Genomic DNA, 22,820 nt, shown 5'->3' with positions numbered 1-22,820 from the left:
TTTTGTCGCCGCGCCATGCGAGGCCCTGTGATAGTATCCGGCTAATAGAAAGGGTATCTGCGCGATCATGAATCAAGACCAACTTTTACAACGAGCCGAGCGACTCTGTATACAGCGAGGGATCCGCTTCACCCCGACCCGACGTCAGGTATTTCGCCTGCTGGCGGCACACGGCAACGCCATCAGCGCCTATGATTTGTTGGCCCAGCTGCAACAAACCGAAGCCAATGCCAAGCCGCCAACCGTCTATCGGGCACTCGATTTTTTGCTCGAACAGGGCTTTGCTCACAAAGTGGAATCGCTCAACGCGTTTATCTTCTGCTGCCACTTCGATCACGCTCACCCGATGCAGCTGCTGATCTGCGACGAGTGCGGGGATGTGGTCGAACTTCACGATAGTGCAATAGATAGCGCGTTTTCCGAGCAGGCCCACTTGCATGGCTTTACGATTACCAATAAGACAATAGAGGCACATGGCCAATGTGCTCGCTGTACGCCCACTGTAGGAAGTCATCATGAAGGCTGATTTTGTAAATCCGTTCCTGCTATCTCTGCTCAATGTGCTCTCGACCATGGCACAGCTGGAACTAAAACCGGGCAAACCGAAACGCAAGATGGATGAGCTGGCGCGCGGCGACGTCTCCGGTCTGATCGGCATGGTCGGCCCGCAGACCCGCGGCTCCCTCTCCATCAGCTTCGAGAAGGGGCTGGCGCTGGAGATCATGCGTCGCATGCTGGGGGAAGCTCCCACCTCCATCAATGAAGAGGTGACCGACATGGTCGGTGAAATCACCAACATGGTGACCGGCGGTGCCAAGCGGATGCTGGGCGAGAAGGGCTACGAGTTTGACATGGCGACCCCCATCATCGTCTCCGGCCCCAACCACACCATCACCCACAGGGCCGATGGCACCAAGATAATGATGCCGTTCGAATCCGATTTCGGTCGCGCCACTATCGAAATTTGCTTCGAGTAATCCTATGTGGAAAGCATTGAAATGGATTTTCATCTGCTGGGCACTACTGTTGATCCTGTCGGACATTCAGATCAGCACCTCCCTCTACAAGTACGAAGATAACCGGGTTCTCATCAACTTCCCGCGCTGGGAAACCAAACAGCCCTGGGGCACCTTCGAGTGGCATGCCGGACGGGTAGAAACCCACTGGTATGGTCTGGATGGCAAACCCAAGCCGGCAGGCCCGCAAATCTGATCCGGTAACGGATCCGGCAGAAACAAAAGAGGCCAGCAGATGCTGGCCTCTTTGCTATCTCGTTGATCCTGAATCAAGCCGCTTCGGCAGCCAGCTTACCGCTTGGTCGCATCAAGATGCCGACGATGCAGGCCAGCAGAGTTGGCAGCAGCCAGGCAAGTCCCTTGTCGAACAGCGGCAGGAAGGCAAAGCCGTCCATAGCCATACCAGCAGCGCCCAGTCCGTCCAGACAGCCAAACAGGAAGGCGACCAGCAGCACGCCACGAAACGCCAGCCGTGGCTGGGCAAACCACCCTTTGAGGAAGGTCACCAGCACCAGTGCAATGGCAACCGGGTAGATGGCTACCAGCACCGGGATGGAGAGACTGATAAGCTCACTCAGCCCCACATTGGCCACCAGCGCGCAGAGTGCCCCCAGCAGCATCACCCACTTGTGGTAAGTCCAGCCAGTCAAATCTTGGAAATAATCGGCTCCGGCACAGAGCAGGCCTACTGCACTGGTAAAACAGGCCAGAGTGATGATGGCCGCCAAAATAAGCTGCCCTGGCTGACCAAACAGGCTCAGGACGTAGGCATTGACGATGGCACCGCCGTTGCTGATGTCGCTCGCCACTCCGCCGGCACTGTTGCCAAGCTGGAAAAGAGAGAGATAGACCGCCGACAACCCGACCGCCGAGATCAGGCCCGCAATGGTGAGGTATTTGAACTGGCTGCGATAGTCCTCGATCCCCTTCTGGCGCAGCAACCCGATGATCAGTGCGCCAAACATCAGGGATGCCAGGGTATCCATGGTGTTATACCCCTCCAGCATCCCCTTGGTGAGCGGAGCGCTGATGTAGTCACCGCTGGCATCGGGCATGGTACCCTGTGGCGCGATAAAGACCCCGACCGCCAGAATGAGCAGCATCGCCATCAGGGCGGGAGTCAGGTACTTGCCAACCGCATCGAGCAGTTTGCCCCGATCGAGCGCCACCATGATCACCAGCGCAAAGAAACTCAGGGTGTAGATCAGCAGCCCCTCATGACCGGCATCGCCGAGCCAGGGCTTGAGCCCCATCTCGTAGGCGACCAGACCGGTGCGGGGAATGGCAAAGGCGGGCCCCATGATGATATAGATGGCGATGGCCAGCGCCGTCGCCGCCCCGGCGGGCAGATAGCGGGTCATTCCGGTCCAGCCACTCGCGCGGCCCCCCGAACTCCCCTTGGCAACCGCAATCAGGGTGATTAACGGCAGCCCCACCGCCGTCAGTAGAAAACCGCACATGGCGGCCAGCAGATGCTCACCAGCCATAAAACCCGCAAGCGGCGGAAAAATGATATTGCCAGCCCCCAGATAGAAGGCAAACGTCATAAACCCCAGTCCGAATACGTCGGACAACTTCAATGATTTCGTCAAACCCAACCTCATCTGCCTTATCAGCTTGTTATTGATTGCACCCACTGCCTGGCAGATAACCGGTAACAATGTCTCTTGCTTCTCTCTCGTACGGATACCGGACAAGAATTGCGCATTCAGCATAAAGAAAAGGAATCAAACCTCAATCGCAAATTAATATATTGAAACAATTTAAACAAACAGAATTAATCACCAACAAATTTGCCCCTCTCAAAATGATGCAAAGAGAGATTGAGCAAAGAGGCGAGAACAGGCAGCAAAAGCGCGGAACAGGCAAGCGTCACCGGCAGTGACCATCACAACCCGGCAAAACACAATGCAGAGTGACGGAAAGCAAAAGAGCCTGCACGGGGCAGGCTCTTGGCAATATCAGATCGGGTGTGATCAGGCAGCTTCGGCAGCCATCTCGGTCGGACGCACCATCACGCCAACTACGCAGGCCAGCAGGGTCGGCATCAGCCAGGCGAGGCCCTTGTCGAACAGCGGCAGGAAGGCAAACGCATCCATCTTCATGCCGGCAGCACCCAGACCATCCAGGCAACCGAACAGGAAGGCCACCATCAACACGCCACGGAACACCAGACGGGGACGGCCGAAATAACCCTTCAGGAAGGTGACCAGTACCAGCGCCACAGCAACGGGATAGATGGCAACCAGCACCGGAATGGAGAGGCTGATCAACTGGCTCAGGCCCACGTTGGCTACCACGGCACAGATAACGCCCAGCAACACCACCAGCTTCTTGTAAGCCATGCCGGTCAGATTGTGGAAGAAATCGGAACAGGCAGAGATCAGACCGACGGCAGTGGTAAAGCACGCCAGAGTGATGATGGCCGCCAGAATGAACTGACCCGGCTGACCAAACAGGCTCAGTACGTAGGCGTTGACGATAGCGCCACCGTTGCTGACATCGGTCGCCACACCGGCTGCTGTGTTACCCAGCTGGAACAGGGAGACGTACACCACGCTCAGACCAACGGCAGAGATAAGGCCGGCAATGGCCAGATACTTGAACTGGCTCTTGTAATCGTTGATGCCTTTCTGGCGCAGCAGATCGACGATCAGGGCACCAAACATCAGGGAAGCCAAGGTGTCCATGGTGTTGTAGCCTTCCAGGATCCCTTTCACGAAGGGGCTGTTCTGATAGTCACCGGACGCATCAGGCATGGAGCCTTGCGGTGCTACGAATACCCCGACCGCCAGAGTCAGCAGCAGCAGCATCAGTACCGGAGTCAGGTATTTGCCGATGGCGTCCATCAGCTTGCCCTGGTTCATGGAGACCAGAATGGCCACACCAAAGAAGATCACAGTATAGGCCGCCAGACCCGCCTGCCCCATGTCACCGATGAAGGGCTTGAGGCCCATTTCGTAGGCAACCAGACCGGTACGGGGCGCGGCAAAGGCCGGGCCGATGATGATATAGATGGCAACGGCCAGAGCAGTCGCGACACCGGCAGGCAGCAGCTTGGTCATGCCAGCCCAGCCGTTACCGGCTTTCGCCACGGCCAGAATGGTTACCAGAGGCAGGCCCACGGCAGTGACCAGGAAGCCAAACATCGCCAGGGAGAGGTGCTCACCAGCCATGTAACCGGCCAACGGCGGGAAAATGATGTTACCGGCGCCCAAGTAGAAGGCGAAGGTCATAAACCCTAATCCGAGTACATCGGACAATGTGAGTGATTTCGTCAAGTTCAACCTCGTCTGTCTTGTAAATTATTGCTTGTTATAGTTTTTATCGGTCGCTGACCGGGTGTGTTCAGGGGGTATAAAAAAAGAGCCCCGCATGTTTTTTCATCGCAACCAGTGGTTTTAGCTGGTCTGGAGCGGGCGCTCGATCTGGAACCAGCATAATGGCGTGAAAAAATAGTTCAAGACGAAATTTACATCTTCAAATAGAAGGGGTTGGTCAGTTGGATATATCTGTCGGAATAGGCCCCATCAGCAGAATGGATCACAATTTCACCCCTCTCACACCTGTTTAATCCTCTGCCAAGTAGCAATAAAACACGATTTGCCTCTTTACCCTCTTTGGTGATAACAGCTGTATAACAAATGCCATGCAGATCATAATTCGCCGAAATGCATAAAATTTCATCGGCCATCGCCGTCGGCAGCACCAGCGCCACCTGCCCGTTCGGGCTCAGCAAACGATCGCAGGCCGCCAGTAATGCGTGGCTGTCGAGGGCACCGGTATGGCGGGCCAACGCCCGCGCCGGATCGCTAAATGACTGGCCTGCCACGAAATAGGGAGGGTTGGAGACGACAAGATCGTAAGGGGCGGCCTGATAATCCTGAATGGCACTCTCTATGACGGTCACCCGATCGGCCCAGGGAGAGGCAGCCGCATTCTCCCGCGCCTGACTGGCCGCATTAATATCCAGCTCGACCGCATCAAGACGGCAGTCAGATCTGCTGCGCTGGGCCAGCATCAGGGCGATCAGGCCGCTGCCGGTGCCGATATCGAGCACTCGACGCGCCTGTTCGACCGGCGCCCAGGCACCGAGCAAAATGCCATCGGTGCCCACCTTCATGGCGCAGCGATCGTGATTGATATGGAACTGTTTGAAGGTAAATCCGCGACTACGTCCCATCTGGCCCCCGTCATCTGCAAAAATGGTGGGCGATTATAGCGGCTAAGACACACTCACCAATAGGAGCCGACGAGATAATCGCCTATAATCTGCCGTTTCCTTAATGACCGAGTATTGCCATGAGCCAGTCCTTTGATGATTTCGACCTGCACCCCGCCCTCAACCGGGCCTTGGCCGAGATGGGATTCACCCGCCCCACCACCATCCAGCAGATGGTGCTGGAGCCAGCCCTGGACGGCCGCGATATTCTGGCATCCGCTCCGACCGGTACCGGCAAGACCGCCTCCTTCCTGCTGCCGGCACTCCAGCACCTGCTGGACTTCCCGCGCCGCAAGCCGGGCCCCTGCCGCATGCTGATCCTGACCCCGACCCGCGAGCTGGCCCTGCAGGTGACCGCCCACGCCAAGGCGCTGGCGGCACACACCAACCTCAGCATCGAAACCATCATCGGCGGCGTCAGCCATGAAGAGCAGTTGCCTGCTCTGACCAAGACCACCGACATCGTGGTCGCCACCCCGGGCCGTCTGCTCGAGTACATCGAGAAAGAGGAGTTCGAGAGCCACGACATCGAAGTGCTGGTGCTGGATGAAGCGGACCGCATGCTGGACATGGGCTTTATCAAGGATGTGAACCGCATCGTGGAAGAGGCGCGCTACCGCAAGCACACCATGCTCTTCTCCGCCACCCTGGAAGGGGCAGGCCTTGAGAAGTTCGCCAACGAGATCCTCAAGGATCCGGTGGAGCTGCACGCCGAGCCGCCCCGCAGCGAACGTCGCCCCATCACCCAGTGGATCCATCTGGCCGATGACGCCCCCCACAAGCTGGCGCTGCTGACCCATATCCTGAAAGATCCGGAAACCCAGAAAGCCATCATCTTCGTCAAGACTCGCGAGCGTCTGGCGGAGCTCTCCGGCCAGCTGCAGGCTGCAGGTATTTCCTGCGCCTGGATCCGTGGCGAGATGGAGCAGAGCAAGCGTATCGAGTCGATCCGCAAGTTCCACGAAGGGGAAGTGCCCTTCCTGATCGCCACCGACGTCGCCGCCCGCGGCATCGACCTGCCGAACGTCAGCCATGTCATCAACTACGACATGCCCTACGGCGCCGACGTTTACGTCCACCGGATTGGCCGTACCGGCCGCGCTGGCAACCGTGGATGCGCCATCAGCCTGGTGGAGGCCCACGACATGGCGATGGTCGCCAAGATCGAGCGCTACACCGAGGAGCGCCTCAAGCGCCGGGTGATCGACGAGCTACGCCCCAAACATAAAGAGGCGCGGGTACCGGTGAAGAAGAAAAAGCCGGTCGATGGCAAGAAGAAAGCGACCAAGAAGAAAAAGAAGAAGTGATCGCCTGGCGATAAAGAGAAGGGCCATCCCGCGGGATGGCCCTTCTGCATTCTGAATCACTCTGACGAGTGGTTATTCCACCACTCTGCGCATCCCCATATGGGGGATATCATCTTCGAGATAGCCTTCCCCTTCCGCCACAAAACCATGTTGGCCGTAGAAGCCCTGCAGATGAGCCTGAGCACCAAGCCAGATGCTGTGGGTCGGCCAACGTGCCTCGCACGCTTTGACCGCCTCGCCGATCAGCTTATGACCAAGACCACCGCCACGCGCCTTTGGTGAGGTCACCACCCGACCGATGGCGGCACCGCTCTCATCGCCGATGCCGGGCGCCATGATCCGCGCATAGGCGGCCAGCAGCTCGCCCTGATAGCCGAGCAGGTGCCAGACCCCTTCGCGGCGATCGAGCCCGTCCAGATCCTGAAAGGGGCAGGTCTGCTCCACCACGAACACCTCGGCCCGCAGCGCCAGCAACTCATACAACTCGTCAGTGGTCAGTTCAGACCAGGGTTTCAGGATCCAGTTCATCGGCAACTCCTTATCAGTTCGGCCTGCCAGCATAATCGTGGCGCCAGCGCCCTGCATTAACCTTTGTTAAGTTCTTTCAGCCGTTTGCGAATGCGGCTCAGGCTGATGGGAGTGATACCGAGATAGGCTGCGATCTGGTGATCCGGCACTCTGGCATCAAGCGCGGGAAAGCTGTCCAGAAAGTGCTGATAGCGCGCCTGCGGGCTGCCGGTCAGCAGCAACTGCTCCTTCTCCTCCTTGATGCGCAGCTGCACCTCCAGCAGGTGCTGGTACCAGCGTGACCAGCCGGGCAGCTGGCGCAGGTCAGCCAGACTGAACAGCTGCAGATGGCAGGGCTCCAGCGCCTCCACGCTGTAGCGGGCTGGCTCGCCACTGAGCAGGTGGTGGAAGTCGAGAAACTCGTCCCCCTCCCAATAGAACTCTTTGATGTACTCGCGGCCATCCTCCAGCACCAGCTTGGCCCGCAGCAGCCCCTGCTCTACCCTGACCAGCAGATCCGGGCTGTCACCGGCGTGCCAGAGGCAGCTTTTCGGGCTGAGGGTCAGCGGGCGGGCAAAAGAGAGGAGGCGCGCGGCCTCCTCTCTATCTGCAACCTGCGCCCAATCGAAGGGGGGTCTGTCAGTCAGCATGATCAAGCACGGCGCTGACGCACGGCTTCAAAAAGGCAGACGCCGGTTGCCACCGAGACGTTGAGGCTGGATACCGCCCCCGCCATCGGGATGCTCACCAGCTCGTCGCAATGTTCACGGGTCAGGCGACGCATACCTTTACCTTCAGCCCCCATCACCAGCGCCATCGGGCCGGTCAGTTTGGCCTGATAGAGGTCGTGATCCGCCTCACCGGCGGTGCCGACGATCCAGACGCCGCGCTCCTGCAGCTCGCGCAGGGTGCGGGCCAGGTTGGTGACCTGAATGAGCGGCACCACTTCGGCCGCGCCACAGGCAACCTTGCGCACGATCGGGGTGAGCCCCGTGGCCTTGTCCCGCGGCACGATCACCGCATGCACCCCGGCGGCATCGGCGCTGCGCAGGCAGGCGCCGAGATTGTGCGGATCGGTCACGCCATCCAGCACCAGCAGGAAGGGCTGGCTCTGTTGTGCCGCCAGCTCGTCCAGCAGGCTGGCCAGATCGTGCTCGGCCAGTTTCGGCGCCTCTTTCACCCTGGCCATGATGCCCTGGTGATTGTTGCCTTCCGCTTTATCGTCGAGTGTCTTGCGGTTCACGCTCTGCACCTTGAGGCCGAGAGATTCCAGCTCGGCCAGCAGGGGTTGCAGCCGGTCGTCATCCCGCCCCTTGAGAGCCCACACTTCGATGAAACGCTCCGGGGTGCGCTCCAGCAGCGCGGATACAGCGTGAATGCCGTAGATCAGTTCAGTACTCATGTTCAAGATCCGTAGGTCGGGTCGCATAAATGCAGCCCGAAGAAAAATGGCCGTACCGGCAGCCTGACCACCATTATGCTGGCGTCGTCACCGGTCGCTAAATGATGACGCATCATACCAGAGAGACCGGCATCTAGGGAGGAGGAAGCTGCTCGGCCAAGCTCCGGATCTATGACAGGCCTCTTGATCCGGCTGCGCCATCATCCTTGATGGTGCACCTGACCCTACTCTCGGCTGATTGCAGGGGGACAATACCCCGCCCAGCAGTGACTAAGTGGGCTCACTACGCTGCGCTCAAAACGGTCGCTGTCCCAATTTCAGCCCTTTCGTCGTGGATGTTCGACTGCAACACGGCTCAAGATGATTAATTTATTGGACTTACTCAAAAAATCACCACCCCCTGCGATCCTCTCCTGCATCACACGCTAATATAGTCGTTTAGCAACAGCCTCGTCGGAGTCACCTATGAGCCAGGCCAGCGAAACCACGCAGGTAAAAAGCAGCAGACTGAAGGCTGGAATTCAGGGGCGGTAGCCTTGCCTGATGGAGTGGATAAGCGAGTGAAGCAAAACGGTAGCTGTCCCAATTTCACAGTTGATTAAAACGTATGAAATTGCGGATCCAGTACCAGTAGGACTTTTCAGTACGGATGCTGTAGTGATGCAAACGCATCGCTGTCCTGACCTGTTCACGCAGGCGGGGTGTGGTGGTGCTTTCCATCGTTGGCTCCTTCGATGGTAGCGTAAAAAGAGGAGGTCAGGCGAATACATTCAAGTATCAGAGGTAGATTGGTAATGTTTTGATTTAATTTTATTTTTTCATGACAAAAATCAGGGCAGAACGGAGTTATATGGAAGGCTCTGCTATCGGATTAGTGCCGCCTTCTATCTAATCACTGTTAGGTGAAGTAAGGAAAAGCAGCATGGGTTTTCTAGAGATATTTCTCACATCACTCGGCGGAACAGCAACGGCCGTTGCTATTCTTGGATACCTCGGCAAAGGACTTCTAGATAATCGGTTAAAAAAGGATCTTGAAGACCACAAACTACTAATTCAGGAAGCATCCTCAATAAAAGCTACAGTCAACAAATATTCAAGAGTTGTAATGATGTCGGCTGAAGATGCACAAGACAGGCTTTGGCACTTATGCGAACGTCAAGCAAAGTCAAAAAACAAAGTTCTTGAGGCGAAGGATGATTTAAAGCCAATGTACGGGGCCTGGCCAATGACCAAGCAACATTACCTCCTTGGAACAATGTATTTTATTTCGCGTTACTTATGCTGGGTAGAAATACTGAAAGAGAGAGTAAGGTTGCTTGAATTTAATGACGATGAGAAAACCAAGCTATTCTATTATCATCTTAAAAGAGTAGAACGTATGCTAGCTGAAACGTCGCTACAGGAATTTTCTGAAACTCAGATATCCACAGACAAGCCGGTTTTTCAATTAATGCAATCTGAAATTGGTCAATATTTGATGAAATCCGATGATGGAGAAATAGGCTGCATTGTGTTTCAAGAGTTCAAAAGAAAATATACTAGTATCAGAGATTCTTCCGACGCTGTTTCGCGGTTAGAAGAGTTGTTGTATGGCGCCATGTCAGATGCAAAAAGTAATTTTTGTCTGACAAGGCTGAAACTTTTAGGGAATGCCTTAATGGATTTTGTTGCATTTCTTCATGACCACAATCAATTGCGCGAAGCAGAGGGTTTAGTGAAAATCAGTGTACAAAACTTTAAAATGGACGCTTACCTAGAGAAGTGGCCAGTCACACCTAACAAGTCAATGCAGCTGACCGCCTTTGGCGGCGGCTGATTGAAGCGTTATATTTCTCTAGGAACTTGGAGATAAAAAATGAATTTAAATAACCCAAGGATTGGCCCCGTTTTGGGCTTAGTTAAAACATCAACTGCAAGAATTATGTGTGGAATTCAGGAGTGCAATAATATCGACAAGCCAAATTGCGGATGGATCAGGATTAGGAAAAGTGGTGGCAATTGGCAGAAAGCAATGCAGTTTAGATTCAATAAGAACTTTTACTATACAGGTGTTATCGAATTGACTGATCTAGAATCAAACACCAAGTATGAGTATCAAATGGCTTACGCTTCCGATTACTCAGAAGACGAAATAGGAGACCTAGATAATTGGGAAGAAGTTAAAACTCATAGCTTTCGCACCCAAAAATCTGAACAATTTAGATTTTGTTTCGGATCTTGTTTAAGAAACAATGATGATAGTCGTGTTGGAAAGGTTTTAAAAGCTGCTCACAAAATACACCAAGAAAATCCATTGGACATGATGCTTTGGCTGGGAGATCAAGTTTATAACGATAAGTTATTATGGGCCACACCAAACAACTCATCAAAAGACGACTTCACTAAACTATACGAAGATTTTTTTTGCAATGAGCATGTTAAAAATCTATTGCCCGTGGTACCAAACTACATGGTTATGGATGACCATGAAATAGAAGATGGCTTTAAACACGGAGCTGATGATTATGACGACTCAAGATTGCATTGGCTAAACAAAAATAAGGACCGACTTATAAACGGAATTAACGCTTTTTACTCTTATCAAGCATCTCATGGCCCCATATATGATACAGTGCCTAGTGATCAGGTAGGTGTTTCATTCGTAAAGGGACAGTCTAACAACCAAGTTCCCGTAAGGCATTATGCTAGCGTAGAGTTTGACGATGTAGGGCTATTTCTTATGGATACCAGAAAAGAGAGAGGGCATATAGGGTTAATTTCTTCAGAGCAAGAAGAAGAACTAAAAAGGTTTTTAGCTTCTGATTATCGAGTGAAATTGGTGGCAAGTTCTGTAACATTTTTGGCTGATAATCATTCAGAGTCAAGCAAGGCTGACAACTGGAAAAAAGCCCCCAACCAACGAGAGCGAATATTGAATTACATTATAAGCAAAGACATTAAAAACGTCATTTTCTTGTCAGGGGATATTCATTCGCATTTTTCAGCAAGTCTAAAATATCAAGATCAAAGCACAACGATACATCAACTTGTGTCTGGGTCTTTATTCTGGCCGACAAGCTTTTTAATGAATAGTATTAGATGGTTCGAGAGCGATGTAAGATTTGATAAATCCATACATGGTGCATCTGGCTTTTCACTTACCAAACCAATTTCAGAAACCGATTGTAAGTTCTATGCAAATAATGCAGTTGGGTATGTTGAAATTCTCGAAAAATCATTAATTTTTAAAGTGTTTAGGGAAAATGGAGATGTGGTAATTGAGACACAATTGCCTCTACAATAAGAGGCTAAGAATATAACAAGTCAAAGTAAGAAAAATAGGAAACCCACCTTTCTGAGCGCCGCGTAGCAGCCAATAGCGTGGCCATCGCGCAGGGAGTATGCCCCTCGCCATAGGCACGGGGCCGATCTCCACCGAAGGGCTGAGCCCCTCCCTTTTCGCTGACCATAAAAAATCCGAACCCCGGTAACAGGGGTCGGATTTTTTTCATCTCAGGAGTATCGGGCACTGGTGAAGATAACCCGAGGCATCAGCCCGTTACAGCCTAGCCCCAAGTCGCCGGCCACAGGCCATTGCCGAAGGGCTTATCCCTTGGCCTTATCGCGCGCTTTTTTGCTCGGTCGTCTGTTGCTCGGTTTGGCGCGGCCACCCTTGTCGGATTTGCCGTGATCCTTGCCCTCTTTACGTTTTTCGTGGCGCTGGGCGCTCTTGGCCTTCTCTTTCTTGATCTCGGCCTGCTTGCGCGCCATCTCTTTGGCGTTCTTGCCGGTGGCCTTGAGCGGCTCTTCCACCATCACGAAGTCGATCTTGCGATCGTCCAGGTTCACGCCCATCACCTTGACGCGCACCTTGTCGCCCAGACGGTAGCGACGGCGGAAGTTCTCGCCAATCAGCTGCATGTGCAGGGGATCAAACTGGTAGTAGTCGTTGGTGAGGGTGCTGACGTGCACCAGACCGTCGATATGGATCTCAGCCAAACGGACGAAGAAGCCAAAGCCGGTGACGCTGGCGATAACGCCGTCAAACTCGTCACCCACGTGATCCAGCATGTACTCGCACTTGAGCCAGTCGGCCACGTCGCGGGTCGCATCGTCGGCACGGCGCTCGGTCATGGAGCAGTGCTCGCCCATCGGGTCCACTTCTTCCAGCTGGTAGTGGTAACCACCGCTCGGGGTCCACTTGTGGCGCAGGTTGCCCTGCTGCTCCTTGGCAGTCTGGTACTTGATCGCGCGGTGCAGGATGAGGTCGGGGTAGCGACGGATCGGCGAGGTGAAGTGCGCATAGGACTTCAACGCCAGACCGAAGTGACCGATGTTGTCGGCCTGATAGATGGCCTGACGCATGGAGCGCAGCAGCATGGTGGAGAGCAGCTCCGCATCCGGGCGCCCCTCAAACTTGGCAGCCAGCTCGGCAAAGTCTTTCGGCTCGGGCTCGAGTCCGCCCTTGAGCTCCAGACCCAGTTCGGCCAGAAAATCGCGGAAACCGGTCAGACGCTCTTCGCCCGGACGGTCGTGCACCCGGAACAGGGCAAAGGCTTCGTTCTTCTCGATGTAACGGGCAGCAGCCACGTTCGCCTGGATCATGCACTCTTCGATGATCTTGTGGGCATCGTTGCGCACCAGCGGCACGATGCGGTCGATCTTGCGCTGGGCGTTGAAGATGAAGCGAGTCTCCTCGCTCTCGAACTCCACCGCACCGCGCTGATGACGGGCATGCTTGAGCGCCTTGTAGAGGTTGTTCAGCTCCTCGATATGGCCCACCAGCGGATCATACTGCTGGCGCAGCTTGGGATCGCCATCGAGGATCGCGGCAACCTTGGTGTAGGTCAGACGGGCGTGAGAATTCATTACCGCTTCGTAGAACTTGTAGCCGGACATGCGGCCAGCGGCGGAGATGGTCATCTCGCACACCATGCAGAGGCGGTCAACTTGCGGGTTCAGGGAACACAAGCCGTTGGAGAGCACCTCAGGCAACATGGGCACCACGAACTCGGGGAAGTAGACGGAGTTGCCACGCTGATACGCTTCGGCATCCAGCGCCGTGCCGGGCTTAACGTAAGCGGAGACGTCAGCAATGGCAACCCACAGACGCCAGCCACCACCGCGTTTGGCTTCACAGAAGACGGCGTCATCGAAGTCGCGGGCATCTTCGCCGTCGATGGTCACCAGCGGCAGGGCGCGCAGGTCGATGCGGCCCTCTTTGGCTTTCTCCGGCACCTGCTCGCCGAGACCGGCAACCTCTTTGGTCACCTCCTCCGGCCAGGTGTGCGGAATGCCGTGGGTACGCAGGGCAATTTCGATCTCCATGCCCGGCGCCATGTTCTCGCCCAGCACTTCCAGTACGGTGCCGACGGCATTGATACGGGAGGTGGCGCGCTGGTTGATGCGCACAACCACGACCTGGCTCTGACGAGCCCCTTTGTTTTCCCCTTCCGGGATGATGATGTCCTGGCCGATACGGCTGTCATCCGGCACCACGAAACCAACGCCATTCTCGACGAAGTAACGGCCGACAATGTCTGCCTCACGGGACTTGAGCAGGCGCACCAGACGCGCTTCCTGACGACCCTTGCGGTCGATCTCGGTCGGCTGCACCAGCACGTAATCGCCATGCATCAGGCGTTGCATCTCTCGGTTGTTCAGATACAGATCCGGACCACCACCTTCCGGACGCAGAAAACCGAAGCCATCCTTGTGGCCGATTACATAACCTTTGACCAGATTCAGGCGATCCGGCAGGGCATAACATTGGTTGCGAGTGAATACCAGTTGTCCATCACGCTCCATGGCGCGCAGACGACGACGCAAGGCTTCCAACGGCTCTTCATCTTTCAGCTTGAGGACCTTGGCCAACTCTTCACGGGACATGGGCTTTTCATGGCCCTTGATGAGTTCCAGGATCAACTCGCGACTGGCGATGGGGTTATCGTATTTTTCGGCCTCGCGTTCGAGGAAAGGATCTTTTTGAGACATAAGCAGGCCTTAGGGTAGGTGGTAACGGTGCCATTATATCGGAGGGGGGGGCGAATGGCATCCATCGGCTGCCTTTTGGCCAATCTCTCTGTCATACTATCTTCAGTTCGCTGGCATGATGAGACACAGAACTCATGAGTAAGGACACATTTGCCCAATCCGCCGCCTATCTCAAACAGGCAGTTCCCCTGATGATCAAGTACCAAATCCCCACGACGCCGGACAACTACCACCTGTGGTACAACTATGTCTCGGCCAGCATGCCCGAACTCAACCAGGCGATCGATCAAGCCATCAAACTGCAGGGAACCTGCTCGCTCACTACCTGCGAGCGCCTCTATCACCAATATCTGGCTGCGCAGGACGAACAGCAGATGGAGGCGATGAAGCTCAACCTTGCAGCCATGGCCAACGAGCTCGGCCACTCCATGCAGGATGCCATCTCCGATACCGGTATGTTTCAGGAGATGCTCGACAAGAGCTTCGACAAGTTAAGTAAGATCGACGATGAGGGGCTGAGCCTGGAAGATACCATGGGCATCTTGCGAGACTTGGTGCGCGAATCGCGGGATGTACGCATGTCCACCATGCACTTTCGCAGCCAGCTCAGCAATGCCGAGAAGGAGATCAAGGAGCTGCGTGCCGCGCTCAACGAAACCCGCAAACTGGCCAACGAGGATGCACTCACCAACCTGCTCAACCGCCGCGCCTTCGATCTGGAGCTGGAGGGGTTGATCCGCAGTCAGCACCCCTTTTCACTGATCCTCGCCGATATCGATCGGTTCAAAAATTTCAACGACGAGTACGGTCACCTGCTCGGCGATCAGGTGCTGCGTGCCTTCAGCAAACGGCTGCGCGATGCCTGCAAGGAGGGGGTCACCGCCTATCGGCTGGGTGGGGAAGAGTTTGCCATGCTGGTTCCCCATCGCTCGCTGGCACTGGCTAGGCAAATGGCAGAGAGCATGCGCCGTTCCATAGAGCGGATGTCGATTCTGGATCGCAAATCTGGCCGCCGCATCGACCACATCACCGCCTCGTTTGGCGTGGGCGAGTTCAACGGTCAGGAGAGTGCAGACTGTCTGGTCGAACGTACCGACAAGCTGCTCTACAAGGCCAAGGAGCTGGGGCGCAACCGGGTGATGCCGCTCCCTTCCTGATTTGTCCTCTGTCCGACCGCAATGCCAATGTAAAAAGCCAGTCAGCTCAACTGACTGGCTTTTTGGCCTCTCTTGCTCCAACAGGGGCTGTTAATTCCAGCCCCTGTGGAGAGCTGCTCAGTGTGAAAGATTACTCCTGCACCTCGCTGACACCTTCGACTTTCACATCAACACGGCGATCCGGAGCCAGGCAGACGATCAGCTCACGCTTGGACTTGCTGACGCAGCTGTCGCCGGTAACCGGTGAGGATTTACCACGCCCTTCCACATTGATCTTGGCGGCCGGGATCCCTTTACCAACCAGATAGTTGGCGACGGTCTGGGCACGCTGCTCAGAGAGTTTCTGGTTGTAGGCATCGGAACCGATACGGTCGGTGTGACCAATTACGGTTGCCACGCCATCTTTGGGTCGAGCCTCTTCAATCTGGCTGTAGAGGCTATCCAGAGCCTGACTGGCCTCTGGCTTGAGGGTCGCCTTGTTGAAGTCAAACAGCACATCAGAGCTCAGGGTGAACTGCTTCTCGACCATCACAGGCTCGGGAGCCGGGGCTGGTGCCGGAGCGGGTGCCACGGGGGCAACCTGACCAAAGCGATAAACCGCTGCCAACGACAGCAAGCCGTTATCCATTCTCAGGCCGGTATCATCACGGCTGCCATACGGGGTGGTGTACTGGTACTCTAGGCGAGCAGCCCAGTCGAGGTTAAACGCATACTCGGCACCCAGAGCACCGACCATGACAAAGCGGCTGTCATCCTTGTAGAGATCGCTCTTGGTATCAGCCCAGCCATAACCGCCACCGACACGACCATACAGATCCAGATTATCGGTAACCGGGAAACCCAGTTTCAGGGTCAGTTGGGCCAGCTGTGCTTTCACTTCATCACTGAAAGCGCCTGCCGCCGTAGTCGCATCGTATTTGTAATTGCCCAGGTAGTCGTAACCCAGCTCCAGCCCCAGATTTTTGTTGATCTGATAGCCGCCGAACACACCCGCACCCAGGGCATCGTTGGTCTCATTGCCAAGCGTCAGGGCATTGCTTTCATCAATGCCGTAGAAGTTGGACCAACCCAGTTTGGCACCACCATACCAGGTGTTGTCCTGACCGGCCGCCTGGGCATTGGCCGCCAGCAAGCCGGTAACCAGCAAGGTAATCAATGATTTTTTCATATCTGAGCCTCTGCAACTTTGTGTAGGAGGAGGTTGATTGATATCAACTCGTCTTCTAGGCGCAATCGCCCAAAAGCGATCACTGCAGATAAACGTTAGCCTATTTTCAAGTCACTGATATCAATTAACAAAAAACACTCTAACGCAACCACGTTACAAAAACAGCAACAAACGTTTGTTATTTGAACTGAATGTGACGCAAAAAGACGCACAGATGAGGGCTGAAAGGGAAAAAAGGCCAGCAACATGCTGGCCCGAAGCGATATCAGTGACGAACAAACTCGTAGTGCTGATCGATAAAGTCAGCAACACGCTGGCTCAGTACCTTGTGCACCGTCCTGGTCGGATGCACCTGATCCCAGAACATATGCTCATCGCAGTTTAGAGTCGCTGCTCGCCCTTTTGCCTGCCCGCTCACCACCGCCTGCGCCAGGATCGGGTTACCGGCAATAGCCACTCTTTCGGAGAAACTTAAAGCCGGGGTCGCAGCCACCTCGGCGGCGCTGCCGGAGAATGGCTTCCACATATAGCCACCACCGTAGCAGGAGTGCTCAGTGTCACTCAGACCAAACTGCTGGGGATCGCGCATCATCTCGTCAAACTGCTTGTCCACTTCGAACAACTTCACGATGCCAAGGGGAGCCAGCTCTCGAGTGAGATTCTGCAACTTCTGGTTGTGGTAGCTGGCCACATGGCGCACCTTCTCCACCACCTTCATGCTGCGGGCTGACGGGGTCTGCCCCAGATCAGGAATGTTGAACAGCAGGATCTGCTGCGCACCGTTGAGCACCAACCGGTTGGATGCCAGACGGATGGTATCGATCACCCGATCCGCATCCCGCTCGGTGTTCCAGCCATAGGCCAGATAGTCGTTGGCTCCGACCCAGATCACCACCAGATCATCGGGACGGAACTTGTCCTTTTTCAGGAACTGATCGATCTCGTAATCGAGGTTGTTGATCACCTGATATTTGGGATCCCAGGACCAGAAACCGAGCCAGCCGTTCAGGGCGCCCAGATGGTTATAGGCCACCGCCGTTGCACCGCCTTCCGCCTCGTTGGCCACGACCAGACCGGGGAAGCGCTCGTCACCCAACTGCTCCAGCCACACCGGGCCGTTGCTGAAACGCCCGTTGAAGTAAGGTGGGCTGGAGGGGAGATACCCCCGCATCTTCTTGTACATCTTGCCGGTGTCGGAGAGGCTGTCACCAAACATCACGACCCGGGAAAAAGGTTGACGTCCCTCTGCCGCTTGCGCGGTCAATGCCATTAACCCCAATAAACAAACAAGCCATTTTTTCATATTGTTATGCTCTTCGATTAAGCAGGTGAGACCTGCGGACTTCTCCTCGAGTGGCGACAGGCATGGGAAGAGTCTGCTGCCACTGACTTCTGGTGAAGGCGACAGATTACAGTTCCAGATGAAATCACACATGTTCCGCCACCGATGAAATCGCTTGCGCTCACAAAACAGACAATCACACCAGCCTATTTCTTTCACGCTTGTTTCACGCCCCCCCCGGCACAATGCCCTCATACCAACGACAGGAGTATGAAATGAACAAGGCAAGCGCAAGCGTAATCGGACTGTTGACCCTGATGTCTGTCTCCTCTTTTGCCATGGCGGCCTATACCGGCCCGCAGGAGCAGAACAAGGTTTCCGTTGCTCAACTGAAAGATCTGGCCGATGACAGCTGGGCCACCTTGGAAGGGAAACTGGTCAAGCACCTGGGCGGCGAGAACTATCTGTTCCGCGATGCCAGCGGTGAAGTGGAGGTCGAAGTGGATCAGGATGTGTGGCGTGGCACCGAAGTGGGCCCGGATGATCAGATCCGCATCCGTGGTGAAGTGGACCACAGCTGGAACAAGACCGAAGTGGAAGTGAAAACCCTGGAGAAAGTGGGCGCGGCCCCGCAGACCAAGGGCGGCTTTATCGCCAAATAAGGCCACTTCAACGACGAACTGGCCAGACGTTAAAAGGGCGCTTGATATCAAGCGCCCTTTTGCATGGTTAACCCAGCATCACCGCTTAACCGGCCCGACTGGCAAAGGCTCTCTTGAACCCCTTCTCGGCCTGATTGACCTTGTAGAGGTAACGGCGCGCCTCCTCTTTGGGATGCTGCTCGGTCAACACCTGATAGACCGCCTCGGGGGAGAGCCGGTTGATCCGACCCGGCGCCGCCTTGCGATCGCTGGAGAAGGTATTGAGTACCCCGCCAGCACCACCGTTATAGGCGGAGATCACCGCATAGCGACGGGAGCGCGGATCCTCGATATCCGCCAGATAGACGGTCTGCAACAGGTGCAGATAAGCGGTACCGACATCGATGTTGTAGGCCGGGTTGAACAGCTCCTCCCGGGTCGGCTGGCCGTTCTTGCCCTTGACCCGAACATAGACGTCACGACCGGCGGTAGCCGGGATCACCTGCATCAGGCCATAAGCGTTGGCATGGCTCACCGCATAGGGGTTGAAGCTGCTCTCGGTCTTGATCACCGCATAGATCAGGCTCTCCGGCACGCCGTATTTGCGCGACGCTTCCCGGATGATCCCCGCATACTTGTAGCCCCGTCGATCTTCATGGTTGGCCACCATGGGAATATCGACGAAGAAGATGGTGCGAATCCCCAAAGTGCGCTTCTTCATCGCAGTGTTGAGCAGGTAATCGGCATAACGCTCGGCGCGCCAGGAGGCGCGGATTGGCTGGCGCTGATTGTCCAGCACCTGACCGTAGAGGAAGGGCTCGCCACCAGTCAGAATTTCCCGGTCGGAGTAAAGATCCACTTCGGCCGGATCGTCCGGCGTCAGCAGGGTCTCGATGATGGCGCGACGCAGGTGAGCGCGGGGATCGATGCCCGAGACCGTCTCCACCATGATGTGACCGCTGGAGAAGTCGATGTGGGCCCGGCTCTTGTACTGATCCGTGTATTTGACGTAGTCAAACTTGCCCGCAAACAGCGCCTCCCGCCCCCATATCTCGTTCACGTTATGGGAGAGCGCGCTGATCATGTGTTCAAAACCGCGGATGTCCTTGCCGTTGACCAGATCGTCATCCTCACTCCCGCTGGGCTTGGGGGAGGATGAGCAGGCAGAGAGAAACAGCAGGGTGCACAGCAGCCAAAAAATTCGGCCCATAGGATCCTCAAACCGGGCAGCAGAGCTGCCCATCATTCATTTGCTGCGACTTCAGGAGCGGTCACGCCAGTGTGGCGCCATTCCCGCACCTGTTCACACGTACAACAGCCGGAGAGCTTACTGGGCAGGCGGGGTGTAACCTTCGATCTGCACTTCACCTGCATCAAACAGGTAGCTGACCATCTCTTTTTCCAGCAGTTGGCGATGCTCAAGATTCATCATGTTGAGCTTTTTCTCGTTGATCAGCATCACCTGCTTCTTCTGCCACTCGGCCCAGGCTTCCTTGCTGATGTTGTCAAAAATCCGCTTGCCGAGCTCACCGGGATAGAGTTGGAAATCCAGACCCGGGCCCTCTTTTTTCAGGCGTTGGCAAAATACAGTACGGCTCATGTTGACCTCTATGGTTGTAACTCTGGATAGGCGAGCAGGCGGGCCGTGGCGGCCGCCAGCCCCACCTCGGCAGGATGGCGTAAGTTATACCAGAGTCGGTTATCTGCTTCCATGAGCCGCAGCGGCTGCGCCTCATCAATGTCAATCAGCAGCGGCTGAATATCGAGATGGAAGTGGCTGAAGGTATGGCGAAAACCGGCCAGTTCACGATAACCGTGATGGCTCAGGCCAAGGGACGCCAGCAGACCATCCACCTCCGCCAGCGAGGCCACCTGCGGGAAGCAGTAGAGCCCGCCCCAGATCCCCTGTGGCGGCCGCTTCTCCAGCAATAACTCGTCACCATGGCGGATCAACAACATGACGCCATCGCGGGCCGGAATGCTCTTTTTCGGCTTGCTGTTGGGATAAGCGGTAGGCTTGCCTTGCGACAGCCCCTGGCAATCGGCCCGCACCGGACAGCGATCACAGGCAGGCTTGCTGCGGGTGCAGATAGTGGCCCCGATATCCATCATTGCCTGATTGTATTGCGCCACCCCCAGCTTGGGGGTCAGCCGGATGGCGATCTCCCACAGCTCGTTCTCCACCTGTTTTTGGCCGGGCCAGCCCGGCAGCGCCAGCCAGCGGGTGAGTACACGCTTCACATTGCCATCAAGGATGGCGTGGGGCTGACCCAGAGAGAGCGACAGCACGGCCCCGGCGGTTGAGCGACCAATGCCCGGCAGCGCCATCACCTCGTCAAAGCGCTCGGGAAAGAGACCATGGTGGTGATCGCGGATCTGCTGGGCCGCCTTGTGCAGGTTGCGGGCCCGGGCGTAGTAGCCAAGCCCGGTCCAGTGGTGCAGCACCTCGTCGACAGGGGCATCGGCCAGCGCCACTACATCGGGGAAGCGCGCCATAAAACGCTGGTAATAGGGGATGACTGTGGCGACCTGAGTCTGCTGCAGCATGATCTCCGAGACCCAGACCCGGTAAGGGGTCTTCTCCTGCTGCCAGGGCAGGGTTTTGCGGCCATGAAGCTCGTACCACTCCAGAACCCGGCTTGCGAAGGTTGATTGATTCACGTTGTTCTCATGTCGTTGATATATGGGGAACTCTGCGGTTCCTTCGGCTCATCTGGCCTGCGCGGGCATAAAGTCATCCCGCAGCACAGCGCCAGCTGTCTGGTGCGGCAGCGTAAGGCCTCGTCACGCCCAAGTCAAAGCCGCGCTGACTGACGCTGCGGGCAGGTGGTGGCCAGGCAGCAAAGCGGTAACAAAGACGATATACTCGGCCCCACGATTGATGACGGGAGAGATGGTTTGCAGACTTATCTGGTTGGGGGCGCAGTGAGGGATCGCCTGCTGGGATTACCGCAGGGCGACAGGGATCATCTGGTGGTCGGCGCCACCGTGGAGCAGATGCTGGCGCTGGGTTTTACCCAGGTCGGTCGCGACTTTCCGGTGTTTCTTCACCCCAAAACCCAGCAGGAATATGCCCTCGCCCGTACCGAGCGCAAACAGGGTCAGGGCTACACCGGCTTTGTCTGCCACGCCGCCCCCGATGTGACGCTCGAGCAGGATCTGCTGCGCCGGGATCTCACCATCAACGCCATCGCCGAAGATGATCAGGGCCAGCTTCACGATCCCTACGGTGGCATCGAGGATTTGGAAAAACGGCTGCTGCGCCACGTCTCCCCCGCCTTTGCCGAAGATCCGTTGCGCATCCTGCGGGTTGCCCGCTTCGCCGCCCGCTTCCACGCTCAGGGCTTTACCATAGCGCCGGAAACTCTCGCCCTGATGAGCGAGATGACGGCCGCTGGCGAGCTAACCCACCTCACGCCGGAGCGAGTCTGGAAGGAGCTAGAGAAGGTGCTGCTGGGGCCAACCCCGCAGATCTTTATCGAGGTGCTGCGCCAGTGCGGCGCCCTAAAGGCGCTCTTCCCCGAAATCGACGCTCTGTTCGGCGTCCCCGCCCCGGCCAAGTGGCATCCGGAGATCGATACCGGCATCCACACCCTGATGGTGCTGGAGCAGGCGTGCCGGATCTCCCCCGAGCTGACAGTCCGCTTTGCCGCCCTCTGCCACGACCTTGGCAAGGGAGTGACCCCCAAGGAGTTCTGGCCCAGCCATCACGGTCACGGCCAGAAAGGGCTGCCGCTTATTCGCGCCCTGTGCGAGCGGTTCCGGGTACCCAATGAGTGCCGGGATCTGGCGCTGCTGGTGAGCGATCTGCACACCCACATCCATATTGCCTTTGAGCTCAAGCCCGCCACCCTGCTCAAAGTGTTCGACAAGGCTGATGCCTGGCGTCGCCCCGAGCGCTTTGCCCAGTTGCTGGATGCCTGCCGCGCCGACTTCCACGGCCGCACCGGTTTCGAGGAGCGGGTCTACGCCGAGCCGGACTATGTGGCCGAAGCGCTGGCTGCCGCCCAGGCAGTGCCGGTGAAAGAGATAGTGGCGGCCGGTTACAAGGGAGAAGAGATCAAGGAGCAGCTCGCCAAAAAGCGCACTGATGCCATTAGCCGCATCAAGGATGAGTGGACCTTTATCGAGGAGTAACCTCGGCC

22 protein-coding genes are annotated in these 22,820 nt (G+C 56.2%); 9 read left to right on the top strand and 13 right to left on the bottom strand.

Features of this window, described 5'->3' with window-relative positions; all coding sequences use genetic code 11:
• The first annotated feature begins 67 nt into the window (after positions 1–67).
• The 3 genes from zur to G5182_RS09280 are packed head-to-tail and all read left to right on the top strand — an operon-like array spanning position 68 to position 1,212.
• A complete protein-coding gene (zur, locus tag G5182_RS09290; protein ID WP_160882369.1) occupies positions 68–526 on the top strand; it encodes a zinc uptake transcriptional repressor Zur in 459 nt (152 codons plus the stop codon).
• Complete coding sequence (locus G5182_RS09285) at positions 516–977, top strand: chemotaxis protein CheX (RefSeq protein WP_227341418.1); 462 nt, start codon at positions 516–518, stop codon at positions 975–977. The genes zur and G5182_RS09285 overlap by 11 nt, the downstream gene beginning before the upstream one ends.
• A gap of 4 nt (positions 978–981) precedes the next feature.
• A complete protein-coding gene (locus tag G5182_RS09280; protein WP_160882368.1) occupies positions 982–1,212 on the top strand; it encodes a hypothetical protein in 231 nt (76 codons plus the stop codon).
• 73 nt (positions 1,213–1,285) lie between these two features.
• Here G5182_RS09280 and brnQ (G5182_RS09275) read toward each other — a convergent pair whose 3' ends face one another.
• The 3 genes from brnQ (G5182_RS09275) to G5182_RS09265 all read right to left on the bottom strand — a co-directional run bounded on the left by brnQ (G5182_RS09275) (position 1,286) and on the right by G5182_RS09265 (position 5,199).
• A complete protein-coding gene (gene brnQ / locus G5182_RS09275; RefSeq protein ID WP_235699320.1) occupies positions 1,286–2,563 on the bottom strand; it encodes a branched-chain amino acid transport system II carrier protein in 1,278 nt (425 codons plus the stop codon).
• A gap of 429 nt (positions 2,564–2,992) precedes the next feature.
• On the bottom strand, positions 2,993–4,297 hold the full coding sequence (gene brnQ / locus G5182_RS09270; protein WP_041236099.1) for a branched-chain amino acid transport system II carrier protein: 1,305 nt from the start codon (positions 4,295–4,297) through the stop codon (positions 2,993–2,995).
• A 191-nt stretch (positions 4,298–4,488) separates the two neighbouring features.
• Positions 4,489–5,199, bottom strand: coding sequence for a tRNA1(Val) (adenine(37)-N6)-methyltransferase (locus G5182_RS09265; RefSeq protein ID WP_421254346.1), 711 nt, complete (start codon positions 5,197–5,199; stop codon positions 4,489–4,491).
• Positions 5,200–5,318: 119 nt separating this feature from the next.
• Between G5182_RS09265 and srmB the strand changes: the two genes are divergently transcribed.
• Positions 5,319–6,545 (top strand): ATP-dependent RNA helicase SrmB, encoded by a 1,227-nt coding sequence (gene srmB, locus G5182_RS09260; RefSeq protein WP_227341420.1) that lies wholly within the window; start codon positions 5,319–5,321, stop codon positions 6,543–6,545.
• A 72-nt stretch (positions 6,546–6,617) separates the two neighbouring features.
• Here srmB and G5182_RS09255 read toward each other — a convergent pair whose 3' ends face one another.
• From G5182_RS09255 to G5182_RS09240, 4 genes are all read right to left on the bottom strand, one after another.
• On the bottom strand, positions 6,618–7,073 hold the full coding sequence (locus G5182_RS09255; RefSeq protein WP_227341421.1) for a GNAT family N-acetyltransferase: 456 nt from the start codon (positions 7,071–7,073) through the stop codon (positions 6,618–6,620).
• Between the two features lie 56 nt (positions 7,074–7,129).
• Positions 7,130–7,702, bottom strand: coding sequence for a Crp/Fnr family transcriptional regulator (locus G5182_RS09250; protein ID WP_227341422.1), 573 nt, complete (start codon positions 7,700–7,702; stop codon positions 7,130–7,132).
• A 2-nt stretch (positions 7,703–7,704) separates the two neighbouring features.
• Positions 7,705–8,454 carry a 23S rRNA (guanosine(2251)-2'-O)-methyltransferase RlmB gene (rlmB, locus tag G5182_RS09245; protein ID WP_199427756.1) on the bottom strand — a complete coding sequence of 250 codons (750 nt, stop codon included), beginning with the start codon at positions 8,452–8,454 and terminating at the stop codon, positions 7,705–7,707.
• A 588-nt stretch (positions 8,455–9,042) separates the two neighbouring features.
• Entirely contained in the window at positions 9,043–9,174 is a 132-nt protein-coding gene (locus G5182_RS09240) for a phage integrase N-terminal SAM-like domain-containing protein (protein WP_227341423.1), read from the bottom strand.
• A gap of 202 nt (positions 9,175–9,376) precedes the next feature.
• Here G5182_RS09240 and G5182_RS09235 point away from each other — a divergent pair, with 202 nt between their 5' ends.
• On the top strand, positions 9,377–10,270 hold the full coding sequence (locus G5182_RS09235; RefSeq protein ID WP_227341424.1) for a hypothetical protein: 894 nt from the start codon (positions 9,377–9,379) through the stop codon (positions 10,268–10,270).
• A gap of 39 nt (positions 10,271–10,309) precedes the next feature.
• A complete protein-coding gene (locus G5182_RS09230) occupies positions 10,310–11,737 on the top strand; it encodes an alkaline phosphatase D family protein (protein ID WP_227341425.1) in 1,428 nt (475 codons plus the stop codon).
• A gap of 302 nt (positions 11,738–12,039) precedes the next feature.
• Here the strand turns inward: G5182_RS09230 and rnr are convergent, their stop codons facing one another.
• Positions 12,040–14,427: a ribonuclease R gene (gene rnr, locus G5182_RS09225; RefSeq protein WP_100645064.1), complete on the bottom strand. Its 2,388-nt coding sequence runs from the start codon at positions 14,425–14,427 to the stop codon at positions 12,040–12,042.
• A gap of 134 nt (positions 14,428–14,561) precedes the next feature.
• Between rnr and G5182_RS09220 the strand changes: the two genes are divergently transcribed.
• On the top strand, positions 14,562–15,584 hold the full coding sequence (locus tag G5182_RS09220) for a GGDEF domain-containing protein (RefSeq protein ID WP_005343157.1): 1,023 nt from the start codon (positions 14,562–14,564) through the stop codon (positions 15,582–15,584).
• 130 nt (positions 15,585–15,714) lie between these two features.
• On the opposite strand, the gene ompA is transcribed toward G5182_RS09220, so the two are convergent.
• Positions 15,715–16,752, bottom strand: a complete 1,038-nt coding sequence (ompA, locus tag G5182_RS09215; protein WP_227341426.1) for a porin OmpA — start codon at positions 16,750–16,752, stop codon at positions 15,715–15,717.
• Positions 16,753–17,017: 265 nt separating this feature from the next.
• Positions 17,018–18,055, bottom strand: coding sequence for an SGNH/GDSL hydrolase family protein (locus G5182_RS09210; protein ID WP_227341427.1), 1,038 nt, complete (start codon positions 18,053–18,055; stop codon positions 17,018–17,020).
• A 254-nt stretch (positions 18,056–18,309) separates the two neighbouring features.
• Between G5182_RS09210 and G5182_RS09205 the strand changes: the two genes are divergently transcribed.
• Complete coding sequence (locus G5182_RS09205) at positions 18,310–18,696, top strand: YgiW/YdeI family stress tolerance OB fold protein (RefSeq protein ID WP_005335826.1); 387 nt, start codon at positions 18,310–18,312, stop codon at positions 18,694–18,696.
• A gap of 85 nt (positions 18,697–18,781) precedes the next feature.
• Here G5182_RS09205 and mltC read toward each other — a convergent pair whose 3' ends face one another.
• The 3 genes from mltC to mutY form a co-directional block, all read right to left on the bottom strand.
• Positions 18,782–19,885: a membrane-bound lytic murein transglycosylase MltC gene (gene mltC / locus G5182_RS09200; protein WP_042052484.1), complete on the bottom strand. Its 1,104-nt coding sequence runs from the start codon at positions 19,883–19,885 to the stop codon at positions 18,782–18,784.
• A gap of 117 nt (positions 19,886–20,002) precedes the next feature.
• Positions 20,003–20,275: an oxidative damage protection protein gene (locus tag G5182_RS09195; protein ID WP_005335828.1), complete on the bottom strand. Its 273-nt coding sequence runs from the start codon at positions 20,273–20,275 to the stop codon at positions 20,003–20,005.
• Between the two features lie 8 nt (positions 20,276–20,283).
• Positions 20,284–21,336 carry an A/G-specific adenine glycosylase gene (gene mutY / locus G5182_RS09190; protein WP_100652745.1) on the bottom strand — a complete coding sequence of 351 codons (1,053 nt, stop codon included), beginning with the start codon at positions 21,334–21,336 and terminating at the stop codon, positions 20,284–20,286.
• 237 nt (positions 21,337–21,573) lie between these two features.
• Between mutY and G5182_RS09185 the strand changes: the two genes are divergently transcribed.
• Positions 21,574–22,812 carry a multifunctional CCA addition/repair protein gene (locus G5182_RS09185; RefSeq protein WP_216952086.1) on the top strand — a complete coding sequence of 413 codons (1,239 nt, stop codon included), beginning with the start codon at positions 21,574–21,576 and terminating at the stop codon, positions 22,810–22,812.
• Positions 22,813–22,820 lie beyond the last annotated feature (8 nt).

The sequence above is a fragment of the Aeromonas sp. 600948 genome (assembly GCF_049174875.1).
GTDB lineage: Bacteria > Pseudomonadota > Gammaproteobacteria > Enterobacterales > Aeromonadaceae > Aeromonas > Aeromonas veronii_A.
This window is presented reverse-complemented; position numbering and strand designations above follow the sequence as displayed.